Here is a 20,344-nt window from a genome sequence, read left to right as displayed (position 1 = left end):
CGGGTCCTCGCGATAACCGGTCGGCGGCAGCGAGGCGCAGCTCGCCGCCGGCCACTACCGCGTCGCCCAGAACGCCACTGCCGACGCCGCCGCGACGTTGAGCGAGTCGACCGCGCCGGCCATCGGGATCCGCACGACGACGTCGGCGGCCTCGATCGTGCTGCGTGCCAGCCCGTCCCCCTCCGCGCCGAGCACCATCGCGGTCCGCGCGCCCTCGCCACGCACGGCCGGCGAGGCGGCGAAGTCGTCGAGGCTGACCGAGTCGTCCGACAGTGCCAGCGCGGCCACCGTGAAGCCGGCGTCGTGCAGGTCCGCGACGCTGCCGGGCCACGACCGCAGCCGGGTCCACGGCACCTGGAAGACCGTGCCCATCGAGACCCGCACCGAGCGCCGGTACAGCGGGTCCGCGCAGCGCGGCGTCACCAGCACCGCGTCGACGCCCAGCGCAGCCGCGCTGCGGAAGATCGCCCCGACGTTGGTGTGGTCGACGATGTCCTCGAGCACCGCCACCCGGCGTGCGCCGCGCCCCCCACGGGCACCGGCGAGCACGTCGCCCACCGCAGGCAGCACAGGTCTGTGCATCGCCGCCAGCGCGCCCCGGTGCACCCGGTACCCGGTGATGTCGCGCATCACCGTCTCGTCAGCGACGTAGACCGGCACGTCCGGCCCGCCGTCGCCGAGACCGACACTGCCGGGTGCCCCGGCGATGACCGGCGCCATCCCGCTGACCCACTTCTCGGCCATGAGGAACGACCGTGGCCGGTGGCCGGCCGCCAGCGCGCGTCGGATGACGGCCTTGCTCTCGGCGATGTACAGCCCGCCGTCGGCCTCCTGCTTGATGCGCAGCGCGACGTCGGTCAGGCCGGTGTAGTCGGCGAGGCGTTCGTCGGCAGGATCGGTGATGTGGACGATCGGCACTACTCGACCACCGGCGCCGCGAACTGGCTCTGGTAGAGCCGGGCGTAGGGCCCGTCGGCGGACAGCAGTGCCTCGTGGTCGCCCTGCTCGACGATCGCGCCGTCCTCCATCACGAGGATGACGTCGGCGTCCCGGATGGTGCTGAGCCGGTGGGCGATGACGAACGAGGTACGGCCCTTGCGCAGCTCGGTCATCGCCAGCTGGACGAGCACCTCGGTACGCGTGTCGACCGAGCTGGTCGCCTCATCGAGGATGAGCAGCTGCGGGTCGGACAGGAACGCGCGGGCGATGGTGATGAGCTGCTTCTCCCCCGCCGAGACCCCGCCGCCCTCGTCGTCGATGACGGTGTCGTACCCGTCGGGCAGGCTGTGCACGAACCGGTCGACCGATGCCGCGACCGCGGCCGCGCGGACCTCGTCCTCGGTAGCGCCGTCGCGGCCGAACGCGATGTTCTCCGCGATGGTGCCCTTGAACAGCCAGGTGTCCTGCAGCACCATGCCGATGGACTCACGCAGGTCGTGGCGGGTCATCGCGGCGGTGTCGACGCCGTCGAGCAGGATGCGCCCGCCGTCGATCTCGTAGAACCGCATGATGAGGTTGACCAGCGTGGTCTTGCCCGCACCGGTGGGCCCGACGACGGCGACGGTCTGGCCCGGCTGCACATCGAGGTCCAGGCCCTCGATGAGCGGCCGCTCCGGCACGTACCGGAAGCTGACGTCCTCGAACCGGACGAGGCCGCGGACGGCCTCGGGGCGCTGGCCGGGCACCGGGTCGGCGCCCTGCTCGGGGGCGTCCATCACCTCGAACACCCGCTCCGCCGACGCCACCCCGGACTGCACGAGGTTGACCATCGACGCCAGCTGCGACAGCGGCTGGCTGAACTGGCGCGAGTACTGGATGAACGCCTGCACCGAGCCCAGCGAGAGGTCACCGGAGGCGACCCGCAGCCCGCCGACGACGGCGACGAGCACGTAGTTGAGGTTCCCGACGAACATCATCATCGGCATGATCGTGCCGGAGATGAACTGCGACCGGAAGCTCGCCTCGTACAGCTTGCCGTTGTCCTCGTCGAAGCCGTCGCGCACGCCCTCCTGGGCGTTGAACGCGGTGAGCAGCTCGTGGCCGGTGAAGGCCTCCTCGACCTTGCCGCCGAGGTCGCCGGTGGACTTCCACTGGCCGAGGAAGTGCGGCTGGGCGCGCTTGGCGATCATCATCGTCGCCCACGCGGAGACCGGCACGGTCACCAGCGCGATGAGCGCCAGCTGCCAGGACAGCACGAACATCATGACGACGACACCGACGACGGTCACCAGCGCCGTGATCACCTGCGACAGGGTCTGCTGGAGGGTCTGGGAGACGTTGTCGATGTCGTTGGTGACCCGGGACAGCACGTCGCCGCGGGCGTGCGAGTCGAGCTCACGCAGCGGCAGCCGGTCGATCTTGGCCTGGACGTCGCGGCGCAGCCGGAACGCGGTGCGCTGCACGACGCCGGCGAGGATCCGGCCCTGGATCCACATAAAGACGGCCGCGGCGATGTACACCCCGAGGACGAGCAGGACGATCTGCGCCAGCTCACCGAAGTCGATGCCGACACCGGGGACCGCGTCCATCCCGGTGAGCATCTCGGCGACCTGGTCCTGGCCGGAGTCCCGCAGCAGCTCGATGGCCTCGTCGCGGGTGGTGCCGGGCGGCAGCTGGGAGCCGAGAGAGGCGCCGACGAAACCGTCGAAGACGACGTTGGTGGCCCGGCCGAGCAGCGCCGGGCCGGAGACCTGCAGCGCGACCGCCACGAGGGCGAGGATGACGACGCCGACCAGCCGCAGCCGCTCGACCCGCATCTCGCCGAGCAGCCGCCGCAGCGATACGCCGAAGTTCTCGGACTTCTGGCCGGGCGGGGGCCCCGGGGGGACGCTCATGCTGCCTCCTGCACACTCAGCTGGGACAGGACGATCTCCTGGTAGGTCGGGTTGCTCGCCATCAGCTCGTCGTGGCTGCCGAGGCCGACGGCGTGGCCGTCGTCGAGCACGAGGATCTCGTCGGCGTCCCGGATGGTGGCGACGCGCTGGGCGACGATGAGTATCGCCGCGCCCCGCGTGGCGTCGGGCAGCGCCGCGCGCAGCCTGGCGTCGGTGGCGTAGTCGAGCGCCGAGAAGGAGTCGTCGAACACGTACAGGTCGGCGGGGCGCAGCAGCGCGCGGGCGATCGCCAGCCGCTGGCGCTGGCCGCCGGAGAAGTTCGAGCCGCCCTGCTCCACCCGGGCGTCCAGCCCGAGCTCAGTGACGAAGTCCCGGGCCTGCGCGGCCTCCAGCGCTTCCCACAGCTCGGCGTCGGTGGCCTGCGGTGCCGCGATGCGCAGCGTCGAGGCGATGGTCCCGGAGAACAGGAAGGCACGCTGCGGCACGATAGAGATCCGCTCCCGCAGCGCCGCGGGGTCGAGCTCGCGCACGTCGGTGCCGCCGGCCCGGACGGCGCCACCGGTGACGTCGAGCAGCCGCGGCAGCAGGTTGACGAGGGTCGACTTGCCGGCACCGGTGGAGCCGACGATCGCCGTCGTGCGTCCCGGTGCCAGCCGCAGCGACACGTCGTGGAGCACCGGTTCGTCGGCGCCGGCGTAGCCGAAGCTCGCGCCGTCGAGCTCGACGACGAGCGGCTGGCCACGGGCCGGCAGCGCCTGGGGCGACGGCGGGGCGACGATCTGCGGCTCGGTGCCGAGCACGTCCATGATCCGGCCGGCCGAGACCGAGGCACGCGGCACCATCATGAACATCATCGAGGCCATGAGCACCGACATGAGGATCTGCATGAGGTAGTTGAGGAAGGCGACCATCGCACCGACCTCCATCGCCCCGGAGTCGATGCGCCCGGCGCCGAACCAGATGACCCCGACCGTCGAGGTGTTGAGGATGACCATGACCACCGGGAACATCAGCGCCATGAGATAGCCGATCTTCAGGTTGACGGTCATCAGCTCGTCGTTGGCGGTCTCGAAGCGGCGGCGCTCGGTGGGCTGGCGGTTGAACGCCCGGATGACCCGCACGCCGGTGATCTGCTCGCGCATGACGAGGTTGATCCGGTCGATGCGCTTCTGCACGACCTTGAACAGCGGCCCCATCCGCCATGCGATCAGGCCCATCACCCCGAGCAGCACCGGCACGACGACGGCGAGCAGCACGGAGAGCCCGAGGTCCTGCTGGATCGCCATGATGATCCCGCCGACCATCATGATCGGTGCCATGACGATGATGGTGAACGTCATCAGCGTCACCATCTGGACCTGCTGGACGTCGTTGGTCGAGCGGGTGATGAGGGACGGCGCACCGAACTGGCCCAGCTCGGCGGCGGAGAACCGCTGCACCCGGGTGAACGTCGCCCGGCGGATGTCACGCCCGACGGACATCGCGGTGCGTGCGCCGAAGTACACCGCGGCGATCGCGCACAGCACCTGGGCGGCGCTGATCGCGAGCATGACGCCGCCGACCCGCAGGATGTAGCCGGTGTCGCCGGCGACCACGCCGTTGTCGATGATGGCGGCGTTGAGGCTGGGCAGCGACAGTGCCGCGATGGTCTGGAGGAACTGGAGCACGACGACGAACCCGACGTCGCGCCGGTAGGGGCGCAGGAACCGTCGAAGCGCACGGATGAGCATGGCAGCCTTTCGATCCGGTGCCACCGACGGCGATGGCGACCGGTGGCACGGGCCCGACCTGGGTCGGACGCCTGGACAGCCTAGATCAGTCCCGCGGGAGGCCCGACCTCATTTCGCTGAGGGCGTGGCGGCCGGCCCGCACCGCGACCCGAGCACCTCAGGTGCCCGGGTCGTGGTGGCTACTGGTTGCGCTGGTCGTCGGGCTCCGGTGCCGGCGGCGCGTCCGGTGCCGGCGGGGCCTCTGGTGCCGGCGGGGCCCCTGGTGCCGGCGGCTCCGGTGCCGGCTCCGGTGCCGGCGGGACCACGGTGGCCGGCGGGCCGGCGGTGGGGCCGGGCTGGTTGGCGCTCGGCGGCGGCGGGAACCCCTGGGAGCCGGCCGGCGCCGCGGGCGGCGCGAACCGCGTCTCGTCGCGGCGCCGGGTCCGGCCGGTGTCGCGCTGGCTCTCGGCGGGCTGCTGGCCGCGCTCGGCGGAGCGGGAGAACGGGCTGCCGGACCGCTCACCGGCCGCGGTGGCCTCCGAGGTCGCCTGCTGGGCCTCGCTGCGGGCCTGCGCCAGCGCCTCGTCGGGGTCCTGCAGGCTGGTCTCCGCCAGGCCCGAGGCCAGCGTCGTGCCGTAGGGGCCGAAGTCGACCTGCGGGGTCGGGCCGTTGTCGTCGTCATCGTCGTCGGAGGGGCCGCCGCCGCCGGGCGAGCCGCCGAAGCCACGGGCGATGGTGCCCAGCGCCGCGGTGAACTCGGTGGGGATGACCCACAGCTTGTCGGAGGTGCCGTTGGCCAGCTCGGGCAGCATCTGCAGGTACTGGTAGGCGAGCAGCTTGGAGTCGGGCTTGCCGCGGTGGATGGCGTCGAACACCTGGAGGATGGCGCGCGACTCACCCTGCGCCTGGAGGATCGCGGACTGCGCCTGGCCCTCGGCCCGCAGGATCGAGGACTGCTTCTCACCCTCGGCGGTAAGGATCTGGGACTGCTTGACACCCTCGGCGGTGAGGATGGCGGCACGCCGGTCACGCTCGGCGCGCATCTGCTGCTCCATCGCGCCCTGGATGCTCTGCGGCGGGTCGATCGACTTGAGCTCGACCCGGTTGACGCGGATCCCCCACCGGCCGGTGGCCTCGTCGAGCACGCCACGCAGCTGGCCGTTGATCTGGTCCCGGCTGGTGAGCGTCTGCTCGAGGTCCATCGAGCCGATGACGTTACGCAGCGTGGTCACCGTCAGCTGCTCGATACCGGTGATGTAGTTGGCGATCTCGTACGTCGCCGCCTTCGGGTCGGTCACCTGGAAGTAGATGACCGTGTCGATCGAGACCACGAGGTTGTCGGAGGTGATCACCGGCTGCGGCGGGAACGAGACGACCTGCTCACGGAGGTCGACGCCGGCGCGGACGCGGTCGACGAACGGGATGAGGAAGTGCAGCCCCGCGTACATCACGGTGTTGAACTTCCCGAGGCGTTCGACGATCAGCGCCACGGCCTGCGGGACGATGCGCACCGCCCGCCAGATGGCGATGATGACGAACAGCGCCACCAGGACCAGGACGACGGTGAGCACGAGGCTCCCGGGGTTGTCGGTCACGATTCTCCTCGGATGGTTCGGAAACGGACTGCGGTGGAGCTCATCGGCCGGGCTGGGTGAAGTCGAGCGGTATCGCCTCGACGACGGCGGTCGCGCCGTCGACCCGCACCACCCGGACGGTGGTCCCGGTGTGCAGGACGACGCCGGGCCCGGCGGCTCTCGCCGTCCAGACCTCGCCGACCAGCTTGACCCGGCCGGCGTGCTCGGTGACGTCGACGAGCACCTCGGCAGTGCGGCCGACGTGCGCCGCGACGTTGGTCAACGTGTCAGGGGTGGAGGCCTTGAGCCGCGCGAGCGCCCACGGCCGCACCGCGAGGAGCAGCACCGCGGCCACCACGGCGAAGGTCAGCACCTGCACCCAGAACGGCGCCCCGAGCAGTGCCACTCCCCCGCCGGCCAGCGCGCCGCCGGCGAACATCAGGAAGACGAGGTCGACGGTGAGCATCTCGACGACGCCGAGCAGCAGTGCGCCGCCGAACCACCAGAGCCATGCCATCTCAGCTTCCCTGCCGTCGGGCGCCGGGCCTCGCGCTCCCCGCGGCCCGTGCGCTCCAGCGGTCACGGTGGCGCTCTACCTCGAGGTCGAGGCCGAAGGTCCGCGACAGGTGCTGGGGGGTGAGGACCTCCTCGAGCGGGCCGGCCGCCTCGACGGTGCCGTCGCGCAGCAGCAGCGCGTGGGTGAAGCCGGGCGGGATCTCCTCGACGTGGTGGGTGACGAGCACGATGACCGGCGAGCGCGGGTCACCGGCGATCTCCGAGACGGCCGCCATCAGCTCCTCGCGGCCACCGAGGTCCAGGCCCGCGGCGGGCTCGTCGAGGAGCAGCAGCTCGGGGTCGGTCATCAGCGCGCGGGCGATCTGCACCCGCTTGCGCTCGCCCTCGCTCAGGGTGCCGAAGGTGCGGTCGGTCAGGTGGGAGACGCCGAACGCGGCGAGCAGGTCCTGTGCCCGCCCGACGTCGTACTCGTCGTACTCCTCCTGCCAGCGGCCGGTGACCCCGTAGGAGGCGGTGACGACGACGTCGCCCACCCGCTCCCGGCCCGGGATCCGGTCCGCGAGCGCGGCCGAGGCCAGCCCGATGCGCGGACGCAGCTCGAAGGTGTCGACGCTGCCGAGCCGCTCGCCGAGGACCTCCACGGTGCCGCTGGAGGGGAACAGCCGCGCGGCGGCCATCTGCAGGACGGTGGTCTTGCCGGCGCCGTTGGGGCCCAGCACCACCCAGCGGTCGCCGTCGGCGACGGACCAGTTGACGTCGTGGAGGATGGTCTTGGGTCCGCGACGCAGGCTCACGTCCGACAGGTGCAGCACGTCACTCATGCCCTGACCCTATCGGCAGGACTCCTCCGTACGCGTCTACGGTGGAGGTGTGGCCGATCTCGTCATCCCTTACGCCGTGCTGGGCGCCCTCTGGCTCCCCACGCTGACCGCACCGCCGCCGACCCGGTCCTCGGGGTGGGCGCGCTCGACGCCCGGCCCGGACCGGGCGGCGGCGGTCGAGGCCGCGTTGCGCGCCGTCGTCGGCAGCGAGACCCACGTGGTCGACGACGCCGACGGCGGCCACCGGTCGGTCCGGGAGGTCCTCGACGCGGTCGCCGACCAGGTGGTGCTCGACGTCGGCGCGGTGCTGCCCGTGCCGGGGCGCGCCGCCGGTGTCCCCGGGGTGGCGCTGCTCGATGCGCTCGAGGCCGAGCAGTGCCTGCTGCTGCGCACCGAGGGCGGCTCGTGGGCGCTGGTCCCGCAGGTCGAGGCGTTCGGCACCGCGCTGGAGCCGGGCACCCTCGTGCGGTGGCAGCTGTCCCGGCTGCCGTTCGCGGAGCGTCCGGTGCCCACCCTGCTCGGCCTCGTCGGCTCGCTGCGCCAGGCCCGCCAGGACATCGCCGCGGCGCTCCACGGCGCGCTCGACACCTTCACCGACCTCGACCTCGCGCCCGGCGGCGGGGACGGCGCGGCGCTCGCCGCCCAGGTGCTGCGCAGCGAGCTGCCGCGCGGCCTGCTGCCGCCCGGGCTCGACGGCCCGCGGGTGGAGGTCGTCGTCCGGGCGGCCCGGCTGCTCGCGCTCGCCGAGCTCGCCGAGGATGACGACGGCGGGGCGGTCGCGGCGGCGCAGACCGGCGCCCGTGCTCGCGCGCTGGCCGAGCTGCGCGACGTCGCCCGCGGGGCACTGGCCGCCGCGAGCGTCCAGCACCCCGCGCACGGCGACTAGGCCGGCGTCACGACCGGCGCCCCTCGAGCACCGCGCGGTAGACGTCGAGGGTCCGCTCGGCGATCGCGGTCCACGCGAAGTGGTCCTCGACGCGCGTGCGGGCGGCCCGCCCCATCTCGGCGGCCCGGGCCGGGTCGGACACCATCTCGGTCATCGCCCGCAGCAGGTCGGCCTCGAAGACGTCGGGGTCGGTGGGGGTGCCGGTGCCGTCGTCGACCTGGTCGATGGGCACCAGGGTGCCGGTGACGGCGTCGTCGACGACCTCCGGGATACCGCCGGTGGCCGAGGCGACGACCGGCAGCCCGACGGCCATCGCCTCGAGGTTGACGATGCCGAGCGGCTCGTAGACCGACGGGCAGACGAACAGCGTGCCGGCCGCCAGCACCGCGACGAGGTCCTGCCGGGAGAGCATCTCGTCGATCCACACGACGCCGTCGCGCTGCTCGCGCAGCGTGGCGACGAGGCCCTTGACCTCCTCGGCGAGCTCGGGGGTGTCCGGTGCGCCGGCGACGAGCACGAGCTGGACGTCGTCGGGCAGCCCGCGGGCGGCGCGCAGCAGGTGCGGCAGGCCCTTCTGGCGGGTGATCCGGCCGACGAACACGATCGACGGCCGGTCGGGGTCGATGCCCAGCTCCTGCACCACCCGCCGGCCCCGCTCGGCCTCCTCGCCGGTGGGGCGCGCCCAGCCGTCGAGGTCGATGCCGTTGTGGACGACGTGCACCCGGCCCGGGTCGACCGCCGGGTAGGACCGCAGGATGTCGTCCCGCATGCCGCCGCTGACCGCGATGATGCCGTCGGCGCCCTCGTAGGCGGTGCGCTCGGCCCACGACGACAGCGCGTACCCGCCACCGAGCTGCTCGGCCTTCCATGGCCGCAGCGGCTCGAGGGAGTGCGCCGAGATCATGTGCGGGACGCCGTGGAGCAGCCCCCCGAGGTGCCCGCCGAGCACGGCGTACCAGGTGTGGGAGTGGATGAGGTCGGTGCCGGCGACGGCGTCGGCCATCGCGAGGTCGACGCCGAAGGTCCGCAGCGCCGGGTTGGCCTGGGCCAGCGTGGCCGGCTCGTCGTACCCGGTCACCCCGGGCTCGCCACCCGGCTGCCCGGGGGTCCGCGGACCGTCGAAGCAGTGGACCCGGACGTCGGCACGGTCACGCAGCACCGCGGCCAGCTCCGCCACGTGCACACCTGCCCCGCCGTAGATGTTCGGGGGATATTCACGGGTGAGCATATCGACGCGCACGGGGAGACTCCTCGCTCGGAAAGCATGAAAGGTCTGCGGAGCCATCTAACCAGTCCTAGGCTTCGGGCATGGCTGCTCCACGAGTTCTCGCAATCGTCCTCGCCGGCGGCGAGGGCAAACGTCTGATGCCCCTCACTCACGAACGCGCAAAACCGGCGGTGCCGTTCGGTGGGATCTACCGCCTCATCGACTTCGCCCTCTCGAACATCGTCAACTCCGGCTACCTCCGGGTGGTCGTCCTCACCCAGTACAAGTCGCACAGCCTCGACCGCCACATCGCCAAGACGTGGCGGCTGTCGACCCACCTCGGCAACTACGTGGCCCCGGTCCCCGCCCAGCAGCGCATGGGCAAGCACTGGTTCCTCGGCAGCGCCGACGCCATCTACCAGTCCCTCAACCTCATCGACGACGAGCAGCCCGACATCGTCGTGATCGTCGGTGCGGACAACATCTACCGGATGGACTTCTCGCAGATGGTGGACCAGCACCTGGAGACCGGTGCCGCGCTCACCGTCGCCGGGATCCGGCAGCCGATCGGTCTCGCCGACCAGCTCGGTGTCATCGACGTCGACCCCTCCGACAACCGCAAGATCCGTGAGTTCCTCGAGAAGCCGACCGATGTCCAGGGCCTGGCGGACTCCCCTGACGAGGTGCTCGCCTCGATGGGCAACTACGTGCTCACCACCGAGGCCCTCGTCGAGGCGCTGCGTGTCGACAGCCTGGACCCCATCTCCAAGCACGACATGGGCGGCAGCATCGTCCCCTGGTTCGTCGAGCGGGGGCTCGCCGGTGTCCACGACTTCAAGGACAACATCGTGCCGGGCGACTCCGGCAGCGACCACCGGTACTGGCGCGACGTCGGGACCGTCGACGCCTACTACGACGCCCACCAGGACCTCATCTCGGTGACGCCGGAGTTCAACCTCTACAACAACGACTGGCCGCTGTTCACCGGCAACCCGGGCCAGCCGCCGGCGAAGTTCGTCTACGGCCACCGCGAGCGGCTGGGGCACGCGCTGGACTCGCTGGTCTCCCCCGGCGTCATCGTCTCCGGCGGCGAGGTCATCGGCTCGGTGCTCTCCCCCGGCACCCGGGTGAACTCGTGGTCCTCGGTGCGCGACTCGGTGGTCTTCAACGACGTCGAGGTCGGCCGCAACGCGACCATCGACCGGGCGATCGTCGACAAGAACGTCCGCATCGACGACGGCGCGCAGGTCGGCGTGGACGAGGAGCGGGACCGGGAGCGCGGCTTCACGGTCACCGAGTCCGGCATCACCGTCGTCCCCAAGGGCACGCACGTGACCCGCTGACGCGGCGCCGCGGTGTCCGGCCCCCGGGCACCGCGGCCGCCCGTCACGGCGGCCCGTACGCTGGCCGGGTGAGCGCACCNCCCCCCCCCCCCCCCCCCCCCCCCCCCCCCCCCCCCCCCCCCCCCCCCCCCCCCCCCCCCGCCCGTCACGGCGGCCCGTACGCTGGCCGGGTGAGCGCACCGACCGACCTTCGCGTGGGCCTGGTGTCGGCCCGCCCCCTGCCGCCCAGCCTCGTCGACCACGCCCGGAGTCTGCTGGCCACCCGCACCTCGGGCGCCGTCACCGGCGCCGGCACCTCCCGGCCAGGCTTCTTCGGCCATGCCTGGACCGCCGTCGTCGACGACGCGGCCGGCGGCGCGCCGGCACTCGCCGAGGAGCTGCGCGGACCGGCCACCGCGCTCGGCGTCGATGTCGCCGTGACGACCGGGGCGCTGGTGGCCGACGGGATCGGTCTGCTGGTGACCGACGTCGACTCCACCTTCATCACCGACGAGGTCATCGAGCTGCTCGCGGAGCACGCCGGGACCCGCGCCGAGGTCGCCGCGGTCACCGAGCGCGCGATGCGCGGCGAGATCGACTTCGCCGAGAGCCTGCGGGACCGGGTCGCCACCCTCGCGGGGCTCGACGCCGGCGTCGTCGATGTCGTGCGGCAAGCTGTCCGGCTGACCGACGGCGCCCGGGATCTCGTGGCTGCCGTCCACGCCGGCGGCGGCCGGGTGGGGCTGGTCTCCGGCGGGTTCGCCGAGATCATCACCCCGGTCGCGGCCGAGCTCGGCATCGCGCACCTCGCCGCGAACCGGCTGGAGGTCGCTGGTGGCCGGCTCACCGGGCGGACCGTCGGCCCGGTCGTCGACCGCGCTGCCAAGGCCGACCTGCTGCGTGCCTGGGCCGCCGAGGACGGCGTCGCGATCGACCGGGTGGTCGCCGTCGGGGACGGCGCCAACGACCTCGACATGCTGGCGGCCGCCGGCCTCGGGGTGGCGTTCTGCGCCAAGCCGGTCGTGCGGGAGCAGGCCGCGGCGTCGATCTCGTTCCCGCGGCTCGACGCGGTCCTGGGGCTGCTGGGCCGCTGACCGGCGGCTACCCCTGAGGGCCGAGGACCGCGCGCAGCTGCGCCGCCCCCCGGCCGAGCTCGTCCCAGCCGACCGGGACGTCGATGACGACGGCGTTGCCGGTGCCGATCCCGAAGCTCACCTGGGCGGTGAGCGGGTCCTTCGTGCCGCCGAGCAGCGCGGCCAACGAGGACATCGTCGGCTCGTGGCCGATGATCAGCACCCGCGCGGCGTCCGCGGGCAGCTCGGCGAGCAGCTCGAGCACCTGACGCGGGCCGGCGCCGTAGAGCTCGCGGCGGACCTGCGGCTCGGGCCGGTCCGGCAACGCCGCGGTCACCAGCTTGGCGGTCTCGGTCGTCCGTAGCGCCGCAGACACCAGCACCACGTCGAAGCCGCCCAGCTGCTCGGCGAGCAGCCGGCCGATCTCGCCGGCCTGCTGACGGCCACGGCCCGACAGCGGCCGCTGGGCGTCGCCGAGGTCCCCCTCGGGCTCCGCCGTCGCATGGCGCAGCACCACGAGGGTGCGGTTGGTGCCCGCCACTACTGGCCCATCGCGTGCACGCCGCCGTCGACGTGGACGATCTCGGCGGTGGTGGCCGGGAACCAGTCCGAGCACAGCGCGACGACGGCGCGGGCGGTCGGCTCGGCGTCCTTGACGTCCCAGCCGAGCGGCGCGCGCTCGTCCCAGGTGTCCTCCATCTGGTTGAACCCGGGGATGGAGGTGGCGGCGGTGGTGCGGATGGGGCCGGCGGAGACGAGGTTGACCCGGATGCCCTCGGGGCCGAGGTCGCGCGCGAGGTAGCGAGCGGTGGACTCGAAGGCCGCCTTGGCCACGCCCATCCAGTCGTAGACCGGCCACGCGAAGGAAGCGTCGAAGGTGAGGCCGACGATCCCCGAGCCCTTGGTCAGCAGCGGCTGGGCGGCCACCGCGAGCGACTTCAGCGAGAAGGCGGAGACCTCCAGGGCGGTGGCGACGTCGGGCCACTCGGCCCCGAGGAAGTTGCCGCCCATGACGGACTGCGGGGCGAAGCCGATGGAGTGCACGACGCCGTCGAGGTGGTCGGCGTGCTCGCGGACCCGCTCCGGCAGCGCGGCGAGGTCCTCGGCGTTCGTCACGTCCAGCTCGACGACGGGTGCCTCGACCGGCAGCCGGCGGGCCGTGACCTGGGTGAGGCGCAGCTGGCGGCCGAAGGAGGTGAGGATGACGGTCGCGCCCTCCTGCTGGGCCAGCCGTGCCACCTGGAAGGCGATCGAGTTGTCCTTGAGCACCCCGGTGACCAGCAGGGTCTTGCCGTCGAGAAGTCCCATGATGAGTGTTGTCTCCTAGTAGTGGTGGGTCAGTGGCCCATGCCGAGGCCGCCGTCGACCGGGATGACCGCGCCGGTGACGTAGGAGGCGGCGGGCGAGGCGAGGTACTGGACGGTTCCGACGATGTCGCTCACGTGGCCGAGCCGGCCGGCGGGGATCGCGTCGCGCAGCGAGCGTTGGCTGGCCTCGGACATCGCCTGGGTCATGTCGGTGTCGATGAAGCCCGGCGCGACGACGTTGGCGGTGATGCCCCGCGAGCCCAGCTCGCGGGTGATGGAGCGCGCCATGCCGACCAGCGCCGCCTTGGAGGCGGAGTAGTTGACCTGGCCGGCGTTGCCGTAGAGCCCGACGACCGAGCCCATGAGGACGATGCGGCCGGAGCGCTTGCGGATCATGCCCTTGCTCACCCGGCGCACGCAGCGGAACACCCCGGTGAGGTTGACGTCGAGGACCTCGGTGAAGTCCTCGTCGGACATCCGCATGAGGAGAGTGTCCCGGTTCATCCCGGCGTTGGCGACCAGCACCTCGACGGGGCCGTGGGCAGCCTCGATCTCGGTGACGGCGCTGTCGACGGCGGCGGTGTCGCGCATGTCGCCGATCACGCCGAGCACGCCGTCGGGCAGCTCGCCGCCACGGTAGATGGTGGCGACGCGGTCCCCCGCGGCGACGAACGCCTCGGCGATCGCCCGACCGATGCCACGCGTCGCTCCGGTGACGAGCACGCTGCGCGGTGTCATCTCGATGTCGGTCACGGTGTCCTCCTGCTGTTCTGGTCCCAGGGCACGGTAGCCGACCGGGCGGGACGACGCGGCAGGCCTCGCGGGGTTAACCTCAGATCGTGGGCAAGAAGGGCACGGTGCAGTCGATCACCTCCGTCGGGCGACCGCTCAGCCAGGAGGTGCACTCCCGCACGGTCCGGTACCTCATCTCGATGACCATCCGCACGCTGTGCATCGTCGGCGCGTTCGTCACCGAGGGCTGGCTCAGCTGGGCCATGGTCGCCGGCGCCATCGTGCTGCCCTACATCGCGGTGGTGATGGCCAACGCCGGTCGTGAGCGCCCCGACCCGGCAGATACGCTGCTGGAGCGGCCCGAGCTCGAGGCGGCGCCGTACCGGCCGGGCACCCTGCCCGTCGACCTGAGAGGTGGGTACCTGCGGTGAACGATGCAGCCGACCTCGTGTGCAGCGCCAAGGGCTGCCGCGAGCAGGCGGAGTGGCAGCTGCGGTGGAACAACCCCAAGCTGCACACCGAGGACCGTCGCAAGACCTGGCTCGCCTGTGCCGATCACCGCGCCCACCTCGAGTCCTTCCTCGACGCGCGGTCCTTCTTGCGGGAGGTCGTGCCGGTCGGCGCACCATGAACCGCTACCACTTCCTGCTCACCCGCCGCTGGCTGACGATCCTGCTCGTCGCGATCCTCGTCGCAGCGGTGTGCGTCATGCTCGGGCGCTGGCAGTGGAACCGTCACGAGTCCCGTGCCGCTGCCAACAACCTCGTCACCACCAACTACGACGCTCCCCCGGTCGCGCTCGATACGCTGGTCGAGGTGCCCGGCTCGGTGCCCGCGGGGACGGTGTGGCTGCCGGTCGAGGTGACCGGGCAGTTCGTCGGTGAGCAGCTGACGCTGCGCAACCGGCCGGTGGAGGGCTCGGACTCCACCCGGGTGCTCGCGGTGCTCGAGGTGACCACCGACGACGGCGGGGCGCTCGTCGTCGTCGACCGCGGCTGGCTCGCCGGCGAGAGCACCGTCCCGCCGGCCTACCCGCAGGGCCAGGTGCCGGTCACCGGCCGGTTGCGGCAGGCCGAGCCGGTCGACACCCGCAGCGCGCCGGCCGGCCAGGTGTTTCGGATCGACCCGGCGACCGTGCTCGCGGCCGCCGATGTCCAGGCGGACCTGCCGGTGCTCGACGGCTACCTCCTCGCCGAGGTGCCGCCGCTGCCCGCCTCGGCCACCGGTGCCGAGCTGCAGCAGTTCCCGCGGCCGGCGACCGATCCCGGCTCGCACCTGTCCTACGCGTTCCAGTGGTGGGTCTTCGCCGCCGGCGCGCTCGTCGGTACCGGCATCCTCGCCCGCCGCGAGGCAGCCGACCTCGCAGGCTCACCGGCGCCGGCGAAGCGCCGCTCCACCGACGCCGACGCCGAAGACGCCATCGTCGACGCCCAGCTCACCGTCTCTTCTCGCCGAGATACCTGATCTCGGCGAGAAGGGGCGCCGAGACATTCGGTCTCGGTATCGAATGGACGACCTCGAGCAGGGGCGAACCGTCTCAGGCGAGCGCGATGAGCTCGGCGTAGTCGTCGCTCCACATGTCCTCGTCGCCGTCGGGCAGCAGCAGCACCCGCTCCGGCTCCAGCGCCTGGACGGCGCCCTCGTCGTGGGTGACGAGGACGACGGCGCCGGTGAAGGTCCGCAGCGCACCGAGGATCTCCGCGCGCGAGGCCGGGTCGAGGTTGTTCGTGGGCTCGTCGAGCAGCAGCACGTTGGCCGAGGAGACGACGAGCACCGCCAGCGCGAGCCGGGTCTTCTCACCACCGGACAGCACCTTGGCGGGCTTGTGGGCGTCATCCCCGGAGAACAGGAACGAGCCGAGCACGGACCGGGCCTCGGTGTCGGAGAGCTGCGGCGCGGCTGACCGCAGGTTCTCCACGACGCTGCGCTCGACGTCGAGAGTCTCGTGCTCCTGCGCGTAGTAACCGATCTTCAGCCCGTGCCCGGGCACCACCTCACCGGTGTCCGGCTGCTCCACGCCGCCGAGGATCCGTAGCAGGGTGGTCTTCCCGGCGCCGTTGAGGCCGAGGATGACGACCTTCGAGCCTCGGTCGATGGCCAGGTCGACGTCGGTGAAGACCTCGAGCGAGCCGTAGGACTTCGACAGCCCCTCCGCGGTGAGCGGGACCCGGCCGCAGGGCGCGGGGTCGGGGAAGCGCAGCGCGGCGACCTTGTCGGCGCGGCGGGTCTCGTCCAGACCGGACATCAGCCGCTCGGCCCGGCGCGCCATGTTCTGCGCGGCGACCGCCTTGCTGGCCTTGGCGCGCATCTTCTCGGACTGCGCCATGAGGGTCGAGGCCTTCTTCTCGGCGTTCGCCCGCTCCCGGCGGCGGCGGCGCTCGTCCTGCTCGCGCTGCTTGAGGTAGGCGTCCCAACCGAGGTTGTACACGTCCAGCTCGCCACGGTTGGCGTCGAGATTGAAGACGGTGTTGATCGTGGTGCGCAGCAGCTCGACGTCGTGACTGATGATGATCAGCCCACCGGTGAAGCTGGCGAGGTACTCGCGCAGCCACACGATGGAGTCGTGGTCGAGGTGGTTGGTGGGCTCGTCGAGCAGCAGCGTCTGGGCCCCGGAGTACAGGATGCGGGCGAGCTCGACCCGGCGGCGCTGGCCGCCGGAGAGGGTGTGCAGCGGCTGCTCGAGCACGCGGGTGGGCAGCCCGAGGTTCGAGGTGAACCGGGCGGCCTCGGACTCCGCGGCCCAGCCGCCCTGTGCGTTGAACTCGGCGTCGAGGCGGCTGTATCGCTCCATCGCCTTGACCTGCTCGTCGCCGGTGGTGGTCGCCATCTGCTCCTCGGCGCGGCGCACGCGGCGCAGGATGCCGTCGAGGCCGCGAGCGGAGAGCACGCGGTCGCGGGCGATGACATCGAGGTCACCGGTGCGCGGGTCCTGCGGAAGGTAGCCGATCTCACCGGAGCGGACGATGGAACCGGTGTGCTGGACGACCCCGGAGGTGCCTTCCTCGCCGGCGAGCAGCTTGGTGAGCGTGGTCTTGCCGGCACCGTTGCGCCCGACGAGACCGACCCGCATACCGTTGTCGACCCGGAAGGACGCCTCGTGGATGAGCTCTCGGGCGCCGATGCGCATCGAGACGTCGTGGGCGGTGATCACAGGGCAGACCTCAAAGTCATGACAGGGGGGTGGTGGGGCGCGAGATGCGCCGCACTAGTCTACGTCCCGGCGCACGCCGTTATCCTCGACGCCAGCGGTGCCGTTCACCACCGCCCGCGGGGAGGTGGAGCGTGGAGAATCCAGCTCTCGGCAAGAGGGGTGGGGGCTCGTCCCACGCCCCCCGTGGTCAAGAGGGGTGGGGGCTCGCCCCTCGCCCCACGCCCCCGTGGTCGAGAGCTGGATTGTCCGCAGATCCCCGTGGTGGCGGGCTGGATCGTCCTCAGACGTTGAAGCCGAGGGCGCGCAGCTGCTCGCGACCGTCGGGGGTGATCTTCTCCGGGCCCCACGGCGGCATCCAGACCCAGTTGATCCGCATCTCGGCCACGAGTCCCTCGAGCGCCTGGTGGGACTGGTCCTCGATGACGTCGGTCAGCGGGCACGCCGCCGAGGTGAGCGTCATGTCGATGATCGCGTTGTTGTGCTGGTCCACGGTGACTCCGTAGACCAGGCCGAGGTCGACGACGTTGATCCCCAGCTCGGGGTCGATGACGTCGCGCATGGCCTCCTCGACGTCCGCAGCCGTCGTCGGGCTCGGGTTGGTGGTGGTCTCGCTCATCGGTCGTTCTCCTTGTCCGTGCCCGCCGTCGCGGGCTCACTGGTCAGCGCGTGGGCGAGGGCGTCGCGCAGCGCCATCCACCCGAGCAGCGCGCATTTGATGCGCGCCGGGAACTTCGCCACGCCGGTGAACGCCGAGGCGTCCTCGAGCAGGTCCTGCTTCTCCTCGGTCAGCTCCTGGCCGCGGCCGTGCATAAGCTCTCGGAAGGTCTCGTTGAGGGTGTCGACCTCGTGCACGGTCCGTCCGGTGACGAGGTCGTTGAGCACCGAGAGCGAGGCCTGGGAGATCGAGCAGCCCTGACCCTGCCAGCCGATCTCGGCCACTCGAGGGCCACCGGCGAGGTGCTCCAGGCGCAGCCGCAGGGTGACCTCGTCGCCGCAGGTCGGGTTGACCTGGAACGACTCGGCGTCGTACGGGTCTAGCTCCCCCGCGCCGTGCCGCTCGCGGGAGTGGTCGAGGATGACCTGCTGGTAGAGCTGTGTCATCGCGTCAGCCATGGTTCACCCCGAAGAAGTGCCGTACCTGTCCTAGTTGCTCCACAAAGGAGTCAACCTCCTCCGCAGTGGTGTAAATTCCCGCCGACACCCTCGCCGAGGAGTGCACCCCGAGCCGCTGGTGGACCGGTTGGGCGCAGTGGTGGCCCACCCGGACCGCGATGCCGGCGTCGTCGAGCAGCTGCCCGACGTCGTGCGGGTGGACGCCGTCGACCGAGAAGGCGACGACGGCGAGCCGGTCCGTCGTGTCCTGCGGGCCGATCACCCGTACCCCCGGCACCGACGCGATGCCCTCGAGGATTCGGGTGGTGAGCTCGGCCTCGTGCGCCGCCAGCGCCGGCATCCCGAGCTCGGCCAGGTAGTCCACGGCTGCGTGCAGCCCCACGGTCTGGGCGACCATCTGGGTGCCCGCCTCGAACCGGGTAGGGGCGTCGGCGTAGGTGCTGCCCGCCATGGTCACCACCTGCACCATCGAGCCACCGGTGAGGAACGGCGGCAGCGCCGCGAGCAGCTCGCGACGGCCGTAGAGCACCCCGATCCCGGTGGGGCCGAGCATCTTGTGGCCGGAGAACGCCGCGAAGTCCACGCCGAGGGCACCAAGGTCCAGCGGCAGGTGGGCGGCGCTCTGGCAGGCGTCGAGCACCGTCAGCGCGCCGACGGCGTTCGCCCGCGACACGATGGCCTCGACCGGGCTCACCGCGCCGGTGACGTTCGAGGCATGGGTGAAGGCCACCACCCGGGTGCGCTCGGTGATGACGTCGAAGGTGGCCGTGTCGAACCGGCCGTCGTCGTCGAGCCCGATCCAGCGCAGCGTGGCGCCGGTGCGGGCGCACAGCTCCTGCCACGGCACCAGGTTGGCGTGGTGCTCGGCCTCGGTGACGACGATCTCGTCGCCCGGGCCAAGGCCGAACAGCTCCCGCGCCCGGTCACCGCCGCGCCCCAGGGACGCGTTGGACATTGCGTAGGTGACGAGGTTGAGCGCCTCGGTGGCGTTCTTCGTCCAGACGATCTCGTCGTCCGCGACCCCCACGAACCGGGCGACGGCAGCCCGGGCCTGCTCGTAGGCCTCAGTGGCCTCCTCGGCGAGCTGGTGCGCGCCGCGGTGGACGGCGGCGTTGCGCTGCTCGTAGAAGTCCTGCTCGGCGTCGATGACGCACTGCGGCTTCTGCGAGGTGGCCGCACTGTCGAGGTAGACGAGTGGCCGGCCGCTGCGCGTCGTCCGCTGCAGGATCGGGAAGTCGGCGCGGACCGCCGCCAGCTCGGCGGCGCTCAGCGCGCCCGAGCCGGTCGCGGGTGTGGTGGCCGGTGCACTCATCGTCGTCCTCTCCGGTCGGTCTCGGTCAGACTGCAGCCGAGACGTACTTGTCGTAGCCCTCGTCCTCGAGCTGGCTGGCCAGCTCCGGGCCACCCTGCTCGGCGATGCGGCCGTCCACGAAGACATGGACGAAGTGGGGCTTGATGTGCTCGAGCACCCGCGTGTAGTGGGTGATGAGCACGATCCCGGCACCGGTGTCGGCCTGGGCGCTGTTGACGCCCTCGCCGACGATGCGCAGCGCGTCGACGTCGAGCCCGGAGTCGGTCTCGTCAAGGATCGCGAAACGCGGCTTGAGCAGCTTCATCTGCAGGATCTCGTGGCGCTTCTTCTCGCCGCCGGAGAACCCGGTGTTGACGTCACGCTGGGCGAAGTCGGGGTCCATGCGCAGCTTGCCCATGGCCTCGTTCATGTTCTTGACCCAGTGGCGCAGCGCCGGGGCCTCGCCGTCGACGGCGGTCTTGGCGGTGCGCAGGAAGTTCGACACCGACACCCCGGCCACCTCGACCGGGTACTGCATGGCGAGGAAGACGCCGGCGCGGGCACGCTCGTCGACCGTCATCTCGAGGACGTTCTCGCCGTCGAGCAGCACCTCGCCATCGGTGACCTCGTAGTTGGGGTGGCCGGCGATGGCGTAGGCGAGCGTCGACTTGCCGGACCCGTTGGGGCCCATGATCGCGTGGATCTCGCCGCTGTTGATGGTGAGGTCGACGCCCTTGAGGATCGGCTTGGGGCCGTCCTGGGTAATGACGTCGACGTGGAGGTTCTTGATCTCAAGCTTGGACATTCG

The 20,344-nt window shown here is 71.9% G+C and carries 21 protein-coding genes; 6 read left to right on the top strand and 15 right to left on the bottom strand.

What is annotated here, in order from left to right:
• Positions 1–54 precede the first annotated feature (54 nt).
• The 6 genes from V2J52_RS00225 to V2J52_RS00200 all read right to left on the bottom strand — a co-directional run bounded on the left by V2J52_RS00225 (position 55) and on the right by V2J52_RS00200 (position 7,454).
• Positions 55–912, bottom strand: a complete 858-nt coding sequence (locus V2J52_RS00225) for a TrmH family RNA methyltransferase (protein WP_491062140.1) — start codon at positions 910–912, stop codon at positions 55–57.
• Positions 913–917: 5 nt separating this feature from the next.
• Positions 918–2,834 carry an ABC transporter ATP-binding protein gene (locus tag V2J52_RS00220; protein WP_331225652.1) on the bottom strand — a complete coding sequence of 639 codons (1,917 nt, stop codon included), beginning with the start codon at positions 2,832–2,834 and terminating at the stop codon, positions 918–920.
• The gene (locus V2J52_RS00215; RefSeq protein ID WP_331225651.1) at positions 2,831–4,564 is read right to left on the bottom strand and encodes an ABC transporter ATP-binding protein; all 1,734 of its coding nucleotides are present in this window, start codon (positions 4,562–4,564) and stop codon (positions 2,831–2,833) included. The genes V2J52_RS00220 and V2J52_RS00215 overlap by 4 nt, the downstream gene beginning before the upstream one ends.
• A 179-nt stretch (positions 4,565–4,743) precedes the next feature.
• Positions 4,744–6,141 carry an SPFH domain-containing protein gene (locus V2J52_RS00210; RefSeq protein WP_331226465.1) on the bottom strand — a complete coding sequence of 466 codons (1,398 nt, stop codon included), beginning with the start codon at positions 6,139–6,141 and terminating at the stop codon, positions 4,744–4,746.
• Positions 6,142–6,178: 37 nt separating this feature from the next.
• The gene (locus V2J52_RS00205) at positions 6,179–6,634 is read right to left on the bottom strand and encodes an NfeD family protein (protein ID WP_331225650.1); all 456 of its coding nucleotides are present in this window, start codon (positions 6,632–6,634) and stop codon (positions 6,179–6,181) included.
• A gap of 1 nt (position 6,635) precedes the next feature.
• Complete coding sequence (locus V2J52_RS00200; RefSeq protein WP_331225649.1) at positions 6,636–7,454, bottom strand: ABC transporter ATP-binding protein; 819 nt, start codon at positions 7,452–7,454, stop codon at positions 6,636–6,638.
• A 49-nt stretch (positions 7,455–7,503) separates the two neighbouring features.
• On the opposite strand from V2J52_RS00200, the gene V2J52_RS00195 reads away from it, so the two are divergent.
• On the top strand, positions 7,504–8,340 hold the full coding sequence (locus V2J52_RS00195) for an Rv1486c family protein (RefSeq protein ID WP_331225648.1): 837 nt from the start codon (positions 7,504–7,506) through the stop codon (positions 8,338–8,340).
• Between the two features lie 7 nt (positions 8,341–8,347).
• Here V2J52_RS00195 and glgA read toward each other — a convergent pair whose 3' ends face one another.
• Positions 8,348–9,580 (bottom strand): glycogen synthase, encoded by a 1,233-nt coding sequence (glgA, locus tag V2J52_RS00190; protein ID WP_331225647.1) that lies wholly within the window; start codon positions 9,578–9,580, stop codon positions 8,348–8,350.
• 68 nt (positions 9,581–9,648) lie between these two features.
• Here glgA and glgC point away from each other — a divergent pair, with 68 nt between their 5' ends.
• A complete protein-coding gene (gene glgC / locus V2J52_RS00185; protein ID WP_331225646.1) occupies positions 9,649–10,890 on the top strand; it encodes a glucose-1-phosphate adenylyltransferase in 1,242 nt (413 codons plus the stop codon).
• 170 nt (positions 10,891–11,060) lie between these two features.
• Positions 11,061–11,963 carry a phosphoserine phosphatase SerB gene (gene serB, locus V2J52_RS00180; protein ID WP_331225645.1) on the top strand — a complete coding sequence of 301 codons (903 nt, stop codon included), beginning with the start codon at positions 11,061–11,063 and terminating at the stop codon, positions 11,961–11,963.
• A gap of 7 nt (positions 11,964–11,970) precedes the next feature.
• On the opposite strand, the gene V2J52_RS00175 is transcribed toward serB, so the two are convergent.
• Genes V2J52_RS00175 through fabG form a run of 3 tightly spaced genes read right to left on the bottom strand, consistent with a single transcriptional unit; the run spans position 11,971 to position 13,987 of the window.
• A complete protein-coding gene (locus V2J52_RS00175; protein ID WP_331225644.1) occupies positions 11,971–12,483 on the bottom strand; it encodes a SixA phosphatase family protein in 513 nt (170 codons plus the stop codon).
• Entirely contained in the window at positions 12,483–13,250 is a 768-nt protein-coding gene (gene fabI / locus V2J52_RS00170) for an enoyl-ACP reductase FabI (protein ID WP_331225643.1), read from the bottom strand. The genes V2J52_RS00175 and fabI overlap by 1 nt, the downstream gene beginning before the upstream one ends.
• Positions 13,251–13,279: 29 nt before the next feature.
• Positions 13,280–13,987, bottom strand: coding sequence for a 3-oxoacyl-ACP reductase FabG (fabG, locus tag V2J52_RS00165; protein WP_331226464.1), 708 nt, complete (start codon positions 13,985–13,987; stop codon positions 13,280–13,282).
• A 101-nt stretch (positions 13,988–14,088) separates the two neighbouring features.
• Between fabG and V2J52_RS00160 the strand changes: the two genes are divergently transcribed.
• From V2J52_RS00160 to V2J52_RS00150, 3 genes are read left to right on the top strand one after another with little or no spacing between them, the layout of a single operon-like run.
• On the top strand, positions 14,089–14,412 hold the full coding sequence (locus V2J52_RS00160) for a DUF3099 domain-containing protein (RefSeq protein WP_331225642.1): 324 nt from the start codon (positions 14,089–14,091) through the stop codon (positions 14,410–14,412).
• Complete coding sequence (locus tag V2J52_RS00155) at positions 14,409–14,612, top strand: hypothetical protein (protein ID WP_331225641.1); 204 nt, start codon at positions 14,409–14,411, stop codon at positions 14,610–14,612. The genes V2J52_RS00160 and V2J52_RS00155 overlap by 4 nt, the downstream gene beginning before the upstream one ends.
• Complete coding sequence (locus V2J52_RS00150) at positions 14,609–15,445, top strand: SURF1 family cytochrome oxidase biogenesis protein (protein WP_331225640.1); 837 nt, start codon at positions 14,609–14,611, stop codon at positions 15,443–15,445. Before V2J52_RS00155 ends, V2J52_RS00150 begins: the two co-directional genes overlap by 4 nt.
• A 73-nt stretch (positions 15,446–15,518) precedes the next feature.
• Here the strand turns inward: V2J52_RS00150 and V2J52_RS00145 are convergent, their stop codons facing one another.
• From V2J52_RS00145 to sufC, 5 genes are all read right to left on the bottom strand, one after another.
• Positions 15,519–17,132, bottom strand: coding sequence for an ABC-F family ATP-binding cassette domain-containing protein (locus tag V2J52_RS00145; RefSeq protein ID WP_331225639.1), 1,614 nt, complete (start codon positions 17,130–17,132; stop codon positions 15,519–15,521).
• 280 nt (positions 17,133–17,412) lie between these two features.
• Positions 17,413–17,748 (bottom strand): metal-sulfur cluster assembly factor, encoded by a 336-nt coding sequence (locus tag V2J52_RS00140; protein WP_331225638.1) that lies wholly within the window; start codon positions 17,746–17,748, stop codon positions 17,413–17,415.
• Positions 17,745–18,233, bottom strand: coding sequence for a Fe-S cluster assembly sulfur transfer protein SufU (gene sufU / locus V2J52_RS00135; RefSeq protein ID WP_331225637.1), 489 nt, complete (start codon positions 18,231–18,233; stop codon positions 17,745–17,747). Before sufU ends, V2J52_RS00140 begins: the two co-directional genes overlap by 4 nt.
• A gap of 4 nt (positions 18,234–18,237) precedes the next feature.
• Positions 18,238–19,557, bottom strand: a complete 1,320-nt coding sequence (locus tag V2J52_RS00130; RefSeq protein ID WP_331225636.1) for a cysteine desulfurase — start codon at positions 19,555–19,557, stop codon at positions 18,238–18,240.
• 25 nt (positions 19,558–19,582) lie between these two features.
• Entirely contained in the window at positions 19,583–20,341 is a 759-nt protein-coding gene (gene sufC, locus V2J52_RS00125) for a Fe-S cluster assembly ATPase SufC (protein WP_331225635.1), read from the bottom strand.
• Positions 20,342–20,344 lie beyond the last annotated feature (3 nt).

Origin of the sequence: Georgenia sunbinii (assembly GCF_036421875.1) — a bacterium.
Lineage (GTDB): Bacteria > Actinomycetota > Actinomycetes > Actinomycetales > Actinomycetaceae > Georgenia_B > Georgenia_B sunbinii.
The sequence above is the reverse complement of the archived record's forward strand: the minus strand, read 5'-3'. Positions and strand labels throughout refer to the sequence as shown.